Source organism: Nostoc sp. CHAB 5715 (assembly GCF_020829685.1).
Classification (GTDB): Bacteria; Cyanobacteriota; Cyanobacteriia; order Cyanobacteriales; family Nostocaceae; genus Nostoc.
Genome location: NZ_JAIVFR010000302.1, coordinates 1 through 7443, shown reverse-complemented (window position 1 = coordinate 7443; position 7443 = coordinate 1). Strand labels below are relative to the sequence as shown.

Sequence of the window (7443 nt, the reverse complement as noted above, 5' to 3'; positions counted from 1 at the left end):
GCCTCAGACAACCAGATATTAACTGCGATTGGGTCTTAGAAGGCTATCCCCGTACCGCCTTCCAAGCTGAAGAATTAGATTTTTTATTGGATAATTTAGAGCAAAAGCTAGATTGGGCAATTTATCTACAAGTGTCGGAAGCAGTCATGGTTAGCCGATCCTTGGGGCGATCGCTACCAGATGACCAACCAGAAATCGTGCAACGCCGTGTAGAATTATTCTACGATCGCACCATTCCCATCCTAGAATATTACGACCGTCGTCGCTGCTTATTGACCATCAACGGCGACCAGTCACCAGATATGGTGCTGCAAAATATTTTGACTCTGCTTTCAGTTCCTTAGATGAGGGCAGGGGGCAGGGGGCAGGGGGAGATGAGGGAGATGAGGGAGCAGGGGGAGGTGAGGGAGATGAGGGAGGTGAGGGAGAAATAACTCATGCCCAATGCCCACTTGCCCTGAGCGAAGCCGAAGGGATGCCCAATGCCCAATGCCCAATGCCCAATGCCCAATAATACTAAGGTAATCTTAAGCCAGTATTGTAAAACTTGAGGCAACTCCAATGGCTTGGCAGCGTTCTGACGGTCGTCTTGCTTACGAACTACGTCCGATCAGCTTTTACCCCAATTTCACCCGCTTTGCCCCCGGTTCTGTTCTCGCAAGATGCGGTGATACTCAAGTACTTTGTGCTGTTAGCGTTAATAAGGGAGTTCCGAAGTTTCTCGAAGGAACTGGTAAAGGTTGGCTAACTGCTGAGTACCGTATGCTACCATCTGCTACTCAAAAACGGCAAGAAAGAGAATTATTAAAATTATCTGGACGGACGCAAGAAATTCAACGTCTAATTGGTCGCAGTTTACGCGCAGCAGTGGATTTTGAGGCGCTGGGAGAACACACGCTGACTGTGGATGCTGATGTGCTGCAAGCAGATGCTGGAACTCGGACAACAGCCATTACAGGCTCGTTTGTGGCGTTGGCTCATGGGATTTCTAAATTATTGGAAGAGGGGGTGTTGGAGCGATCGCCTCTGTGTGGACAAGTAGCAGCCGTTTCGGTAGGATTACTGGATGGAGAGCCATTTTTGGATCTGAATTATATCGAAGATGTGGCTGCAACAGTAGATTTTAACGTGGTGATGAATCAACACCTGGGAATCATTGAAGTCCAAGGAACAGCCGAAGAAGGCAGCTTTAGCCGGACTCAGCTGAATCAACTGCTAGATGTCGCCCAAAAAGGAATTCAGGAATTGTTAATCGCCCAACGCGAAGCGATCGCAGACTGGGAAGCACTCTTTGTGGGAGATTGATAATATGTTATTACCCAGCGCAAAATGAAATGATTAATTAGTTTTATTAATTTTTAATAAGAATTAATAAATGTATCCTCTGTGGTGTTAATCAACAAAGTATCAAGTAACTGGGTGTAAATAAAAATAATCATCAGAGCCGTTAGTAGTTAGTACAACCGACTACTGACAACTTACCGTTGAAGATGATAAGCATCTACGTTTTTCCAGCCTACCTAATCCACGATGTTAAATGTTTCAAAAGTTAAAAAGGAGGATTGTAATAAGTTCGGTATTGTATTGCCAGAAGCCAGCAATATGATGATGAAGCCATGAACAAAACCGTTGAAGTTCTACCGGATCAGCCGGCGCTGGTTGCACGAGCGCTAGAATTAATTCTGTCCAAGTTAGAAACTGCAATTGAGCAGCGAGGGCGGTTTAGCATCGCCTTATCTGGCGGCAGTACACCTAAACCGTTATACGAAGCGATAGCTAATCAAAAACTGCCTTGGGACAAAATTCATATATTCTGGGGGGATGAGCGTTACGTACCACCAAATCACCCCGATAGCAATGAACTGATGACGCGTCGGGCGTGGCTAGATCATGTTGATATCCCAGCAGCTAACATTCACCCCGTACCAACCTTGGAAGTGAATCCAGAAGTGGCTGCTGCTAAGTATGAACAACAGCTTAAAGAATTTTTCAATTCTTCTGGGGCGGAGTTTCCCTCGTTGGATGTAATATTGTTAGGAATGGGTGATGATGCACATACCGCATCTTTGTTTCCCCACACAGAGGCTCTCAAAGTACGCGATCGCCTAGTTACTGTGGGTAACAAAGACGGAAACCCCAGGATAAGTTTCACATACCCCTTCATCAACGCTGCGAACAGTGTGATTTTTCTGGTTGCTGGTGCTAATAAACGACCAGCCTTGGCGCAAGTCTTTGCACCTGTAGCCGATGACTTCACTTACCCATCCCGCTTAATTCAACCCCAAGGAGAACTTTGGTGGTTGCTAGATGCGGCAGCAGGTTTGGAACTTCAACATTAAACTTGAGAATTGGGCATTGGGCATTGGGCATGGGGGAGGCAGTGCGGTCTTGGGGTCTCCCCAAGTGGAGCAACTGCCGTCATGGGGTATGGGAGAGAGGGGAGTAAATTCTCCCTTGTCCCCCTCATCCTCCTCATCCCCCTCATTTCCCTCATCTCCTCTGCTCCTCCCTTTCCCTGTGTCCAATTCATCGTTCCATTAGCAGTAATTGCTAGAATCTAAAGCTAGGGCCGCCCTCTGCTTGCCAGTCCTACCTATATTTATGATGATCTTGAACAAAGGCTAAATATCGATGATCGTCTGCCCTAATTGCAATCATCCCAACCCTGATGGCGCTGTCCAGTGTGAAGCTTGCTATACACCCTTACCCGCGACTACTAACTGTCCTAGTTGTGGGGCAACTGTGCAGGCAGATGCTGCATTCTGCGGTCAGTGTGGCTATAACCTTCACTCCGCAAAAGTTCCACACGTTCATACTGCGGCAGTTGTAACAGTTACTCCCGATGTTCCTGTGGAAGTGCCGCCGTTAGTTCCACCCGATCCCCTGTTAGAACTTTTACAACCAGACGCTTTGGGAATAAGCGGCTCTACTAATTCCCATCCCTCCGGCTCATCTTTACCAGCAACAGAGGTGGCAGTTCCCCCAGTAGCTCCGCCAGAGGTGCCTGTGGCAGAAAGCAGCCTTCCAGAACCAGCCTTAGAAGCTCAACCCGTAGTCTCTGGACAAAGTATTCCTACTCCACCACCGTTAGAACCAGCGCCAGCCCCTGAAGCCGAAGTACAGGAGCCAGCCGCACCAGCACCAACTGCAACTGTCGCCAGAACGCAATTGCAGCAGATTACAGCGCGGTTAATCCACGTTCAAAGCGATCGCTTAATCGAATTGCCGCAAAATCTCTCTGTGATTCATATCGGCAAGCCCAATGACCGGATTCCCCCAGATATAGATGTTTCAGGATTTCCTAATTCAGAAATTGTCTCACGGATTCATGCAGATATTCGCGTCGAAGGAGATGCTCATTATGTAGAGGATGTAGGAAGTTCCAATGGCACTTACATTAATAATTTGCCACTTTTACCAGGGAATCGTCATCGCTTGCGACCAGGCGATCGCATCAGCTTGGGTAAAGGAGACTTAATGACATTCCTCTTTCAACTTGCTTAACTGATTCTCGATCAATTGTGACATCAGTCTAGGCATTTTCTGGCTATCCTCCAGCATCCCTTTTGGAGGAGAAACAAATGAACCGCATCAAACAAGCGACGGATAACTATGTTGTTCTTGATAGCCCCATAGTTTAAAGCCGTCGCTTCGAGGTGCGAATTGTTACATTTTTCAGCAACTCCATTACCTTAATAATTACACTAAGATGGATGAAAATACATTGCCAAGTTTAGATTTTGGATTGAAGGGAAAATCTAAAATCTAAAATCCAAAATTGAATGAACTATGAAAGAACCAAGTAAAAATTTTGAACCCTTGCTTACCAAAGAAGCACAGCCAGTTGTTGAACGCATGGGGCTAACCTGGCTAATTGCAGCAGCGATCGCAACTGCTTTACTATGGCAAATACCAGCAGGGGATTATATCTTATACCCATTTACAATCCTGGCAACTTGGTTTCATGAAATGGGTCACGGCTTAATGGCACTCCTATTAGGGGGACAGTTTCAGAAATTGCAGATTTTTAGCAATGGTTCTGGTGTCGCAACCTATGGCATTCAGCCGGCATTTGGGCCAATTGGCCCGGCAATAGTCGCAGCCGCAGGCCCAATGGGGCCGCCTCTTGCAGGTGCAGGTTTGATTCTGGCTTCCCGCAGTTTTACAGCAGCAACCCTCTGTTTAAAAATATTAGGGAGTTTTTTGCTATTTTCCACATTAATTTGGGTACGTTCCGGGTTTGGATTGGTGGCAATTCCCTTGCTGGGTTTCATAATCTTGGGTATTGCTCTGAAAGCACCTCGTTGGGTACAAGGGTTTGCGATTCAATTTCTGGGTGTACAAGCTTGTGTGAGTACGTACCATCAACTTGATTATCTATTTAGTAGTTCTGCTGGCCCTCTTGGACTTTCTGATACAGCGCAAATGCAGCGATATTTGCTTTTACCTTACTGGTTTTGGGAGGAATTATTTTAAGCGGTGGTATTGAGGAAGGTTTTGGGACATCTGAAACTGTTGCAGGAGATATTAAGCTTAATGCTACCGGGGAAATCAAAGTTGCTGGTGGGAGTAGTGTTGGCAATTTTATGCGCTTGGGATCACAAGGGAACGGGGGTAATATTACTATCAATGCTGGTTCATTCTCATTACAAGATGGCGCTCAACTTTCTACCTCAACTTCTGGACAAGGGAATGCGGGAAATGTAACAGTGAGTGCAAAAAATGCTATTTCCCTTGCAGATAATGCTTTCATCTTCAGTACGGTGAGGGCTGGGGGTGTAGGTAAAGGTGGCAATATTGACATCAATGCTGCAACTTTATCACTCATTGATGGCGCTCAACTGGTAACCTCTACTCTTGAAGCTTCTGATACCCAACCAGCAGGACGGGGGGATGCGGGGAATGTCAATGTTAATGTTACTGGTGCTGTTGATATTGCTGGGGAGCCAAACAGTTTTGTCAGTGCGATTTTCAGTACCGTGGAAACGGGGGCAGTTGGCAATGGGGGTAACATTACTATCGATTCAGGTTCTTTCTCGTTACGAGATGGCGCTCGAATTCAAGCCTCAACTTCTGGACAAGGGAATGCAGGAAATGTCACAGTACGTGCAAAAGATTTTGTTACCCTCGCATATGCTCCCATCTTCAGCACGGTGGAATCAGGGGGTGTCGGGAAGAGTGGCAATATCGACATCAATGCTGCAACCTTATCACTCATTGATGGCGCTCAACTTCTAACCATTACTAGTGGTGCATCTGGTACCCAGCCAGCAGGACGGGGGGATGCGGGGAATGTGAATGTTAATGTTACTGGGTCAGTTAATATTGCTGGGGAGAAAAACGGTCTTTTTAGTGCGATTTACAGTCGGGTGGAAACGGGGACAGTTGGCAATGGGGGTAACATTACTATCGATTCTGGTTCATTCTCGTTACGCGATCGCGCTCAACTTCAAGCCTCAACTTATGGACAAGGGAATGCGGGGAATGTGACAGTGAATGCAAAAAATTTTGTTACCCTCGCATATGCTCCCATCTTCAGCACGGTGGAATCAGGGGGTGTCGGGAAGGGCGGCAATATCAACATCAATGCTGCAACCTTATCACTCATTGATGGCGCTCAACTGCAAACTATTACTCGTGGTGCATCTGGTACCCAGCCAACAGGACGGAGGGATGCGGGGAATGTCAATGTTAATGTTACTGGCGCTGTTGATATTGCTGGAGGGAAAAACGGTTTCAGTGGGATTGGCAGCCTTGTGGAAACTGGGACAGTTGGCAATGGGGGTAACATTACTATCGATTCTAGTTCATTCTCGTTACGCGATCGCGCTCTACTTTCTACCTCAACTTCACGACTTGGGAATGCGGGGAATGTGACAGTAAATGCACTTAATACTGTTTCTCTTGCAGATGCTTCCATTCTCAGCACGGTGAAATCAAGGGGTATAGGTAAGGGAGGTAATATTACTATTGATTCTGGTTTTTTGTCGTTACGCGATCGCGCTCAAGTTGCTGCCTCAACATCGGGACAAGGCAATGCGGGGAATGTGATAGTGCGGGTACTTGATTCTGTTTCCCTTGCAGGTAATGCTATCATCCTCAGCACGGTGGAATCAGGAGGCGTCGGTAAAGGTGGCAATATTGACATCAATGCTGCAATGCTGTCATTAATTGATGGCGCTCAACTGCAAACCCTTATTCGTCAAGCATCTGCAACAGCGCCAGCAGGACGGGGAGATGCGGGGAATGTCAACGTTAATGTTACAGGTATTGTTGATATTGCTGGGGAGAAAAACGGTTTTACCAGTGGGATTGGCAGCTTGGTGCAAACGGGGACAGAAGGTAATGGGGGTAACATTACTATCGATTCGGGTTCCTTCTCATTACGCGATCGCGCTTTACTTGAAGGCTCAACTTTTGGAGAAGGGAATGCAGGCACAATTAAAGTTAATGCTGCTGATTTTTTCACCATTTCTGGTAGCGGTTCTAACTTTAACAGTGGCTTGTTCGTTGACTCCCAAAGTACAACGGGTACTGCTGGAGATATTCTCGTCACCTCACCTAGAGTTACCTTAGACAACGGTGGCAGACTCAACGCCCAATCTGCATCGGGTAATGGTGGCGACATCAACTTACAAACTGATTTACTGCTTCTGCGTCGTGGCGCTTCCATTTCCACCTCCGCAGGCACAGCAGAAGCTGGTGGTAATGGTGGCAACATCACCATCAATGCCCCGTCGGGCTTCATTGTTGCCGTTCCAAGCGAAAATAGCGACATCACTGCTAATGCTTACACAGGCAGTGGTGGGAGAGTCGATATTCAAGCCTTTGGTATCTATGGCATTCAACCCCGCTCTAACCCAACTTCTCTTTCGGATATCACCGCTAGTTCTGAATTTGGTGTAAACGGCACTGTAGAACTTAACACGCCGGATATTGACCCTAACAGTGGCTTAGTCAACCTGCCAACCGTACCAGTTGATACCCAAGTAGCACAGACTTGTCAAGCTGGTGGAAATTTAGCTAAAAGCAGTTTTACAATCATTGGACGCGGCGGCTTGCCTCCTAATCCAGGCGAAGCTCTTAACACTGATGCAGTGAAAGTAGATTTGGTGAGTCTTAATCCAAACGATGATAACCGCGATCGCCCCTTTGTTCCCAGCAAAATAACTACCCCCGCACCAGAACCGATCATAGAAGCTACCGGTTTGGCGCTAAACCAAAAAGGGGAAGTCGTCCTGACAGCAAATCTTCCCACCAATACGCCCCATAGTCCTTGGTTAAAGTCTGCATCTTGCAGAGGAAGTTAATATTAAAGACTTCAATAGAACGCAATTTGTATTGACAATGCCATTGTATCGCCTGACAATGCGATTGTATCAACTTACAATGCGATTGTTTCGGCTGACAATGCCATTGTTGCGGCTGACAATGCCATTGTTG

The 7443-nt window shown here is 46.8% G+C and carries 8 protein-coding genes; 6 read left to right on the top strand and 2 right to left on the bottom strand.

All coding sequences use genetic code 11. From position 1 onward, the window contains the following. On the top strand, positions 1-344 hold a 344-nt coding region (locus tag LC574_RS17755; RefSeq protein ID WP_229454726.1), incomplete at its 5' end, for a nucleoside monophosphate kinase. On the opposite strand, the gene LC574_RS17750 is transcribed toward LC574_RS17755, so the two are convergent. Beyond that, positions 341-556, bottom strand: coding sequence for a hypothetical protein (locus tag LC574_RS17750; RefSeq protein ID WP_229454725.1), 216 nt, complete (start codon positions 554-556; stop codon positions 341-343). The two genes, LC574_RS17755 and LC574_RS17750, sit on opposite strands and share 4 nt — an antisense overlap. Before the next feature lie 5 nt (positions 557-561). On the opposite strand from LC574_RS17750, the gene rph reads away from it, so the two are divergent. Next, positions 562-1305, top strand: coding sequence for a ribonuclease PH (gene rph, locus LC574_RS17745; RefSeq protein ID WP_229454724.1), 744 nt, complete (start codon positions 562-564; stop codon positions 1303-1305). A 311-nt stretch (positions 1306-1616) separates the two neighbouring features. Then, the gene (gene pgl, locus LC574_RS17740) at positions 1617-2339 is read left to right on the top strand and encodes a 6-phosphogluconolactonase (protein WP_229454723.1); all 723 of its coding nucleotides are present in this window, start codon (positions 1617-1619) and stop codon (positions 2337-2339) included. Here pgl and LC574_RS17735 read toward each other — a convergent pair. Next, complete coding sequence (locus tag LC574_RS17735) at positions 2304-2525, bottom strand: hypothetical protein (RefSeq protein ID WP_229454722.1); 222 nt, start codon at positions 2523-2525, stop codon at positions 2304-2306. The genes pgl and LC574_RS17735 overlap by 36 nt on opposite strands. Before the next feature lie 106 nt (positions 2526-2631). Here LC574_RS17735 and LC574_RS17730 point away from each other — a divergent pair, with 106 nt between their 5' ends. The 3 genes from LC574_RS17730 to LC574_RS17720 all read left to right on the top strand — a co-directional run bounded on the left by LC574_RS17730 (position 2632) and on the right by LC574_RS17720 (position 7310). Next, entirely contained in the window at positions 2632-3504 is an 873-nt protein-coding gene (locus LC574_RS17730; RefSeq protein WP_229454721.1) for an FHA domain-containing protein, read from the top strand. 285 nt (positions 3505-3789) lie between these two features. Further along, positions 3790-4476, top strand: coding sequence for a M50 family metallopeptidase (locus tag LC574_RS17725; protein ID WP_229454720.1), 687 nt, complete (start codon positions 3790-3792; stop codon positions 4474-4476). Continuing rightward, a complete protein-coding gene (locus LC574_RS17720; RefSeq protein WP_229454719.1) occupies positions 4458-7310 on the top strand; it encodes an S-layer family protein in 2853 nt (950 codons plus the stop codon). The genes LC574_RS17725 and LC574_RS17720 overlap by 19 nt, the downstream gene beginning before the upstream one ends. The last annotated feature ends 133 nt before the right edge of the window (positions 7311-7443 follow it).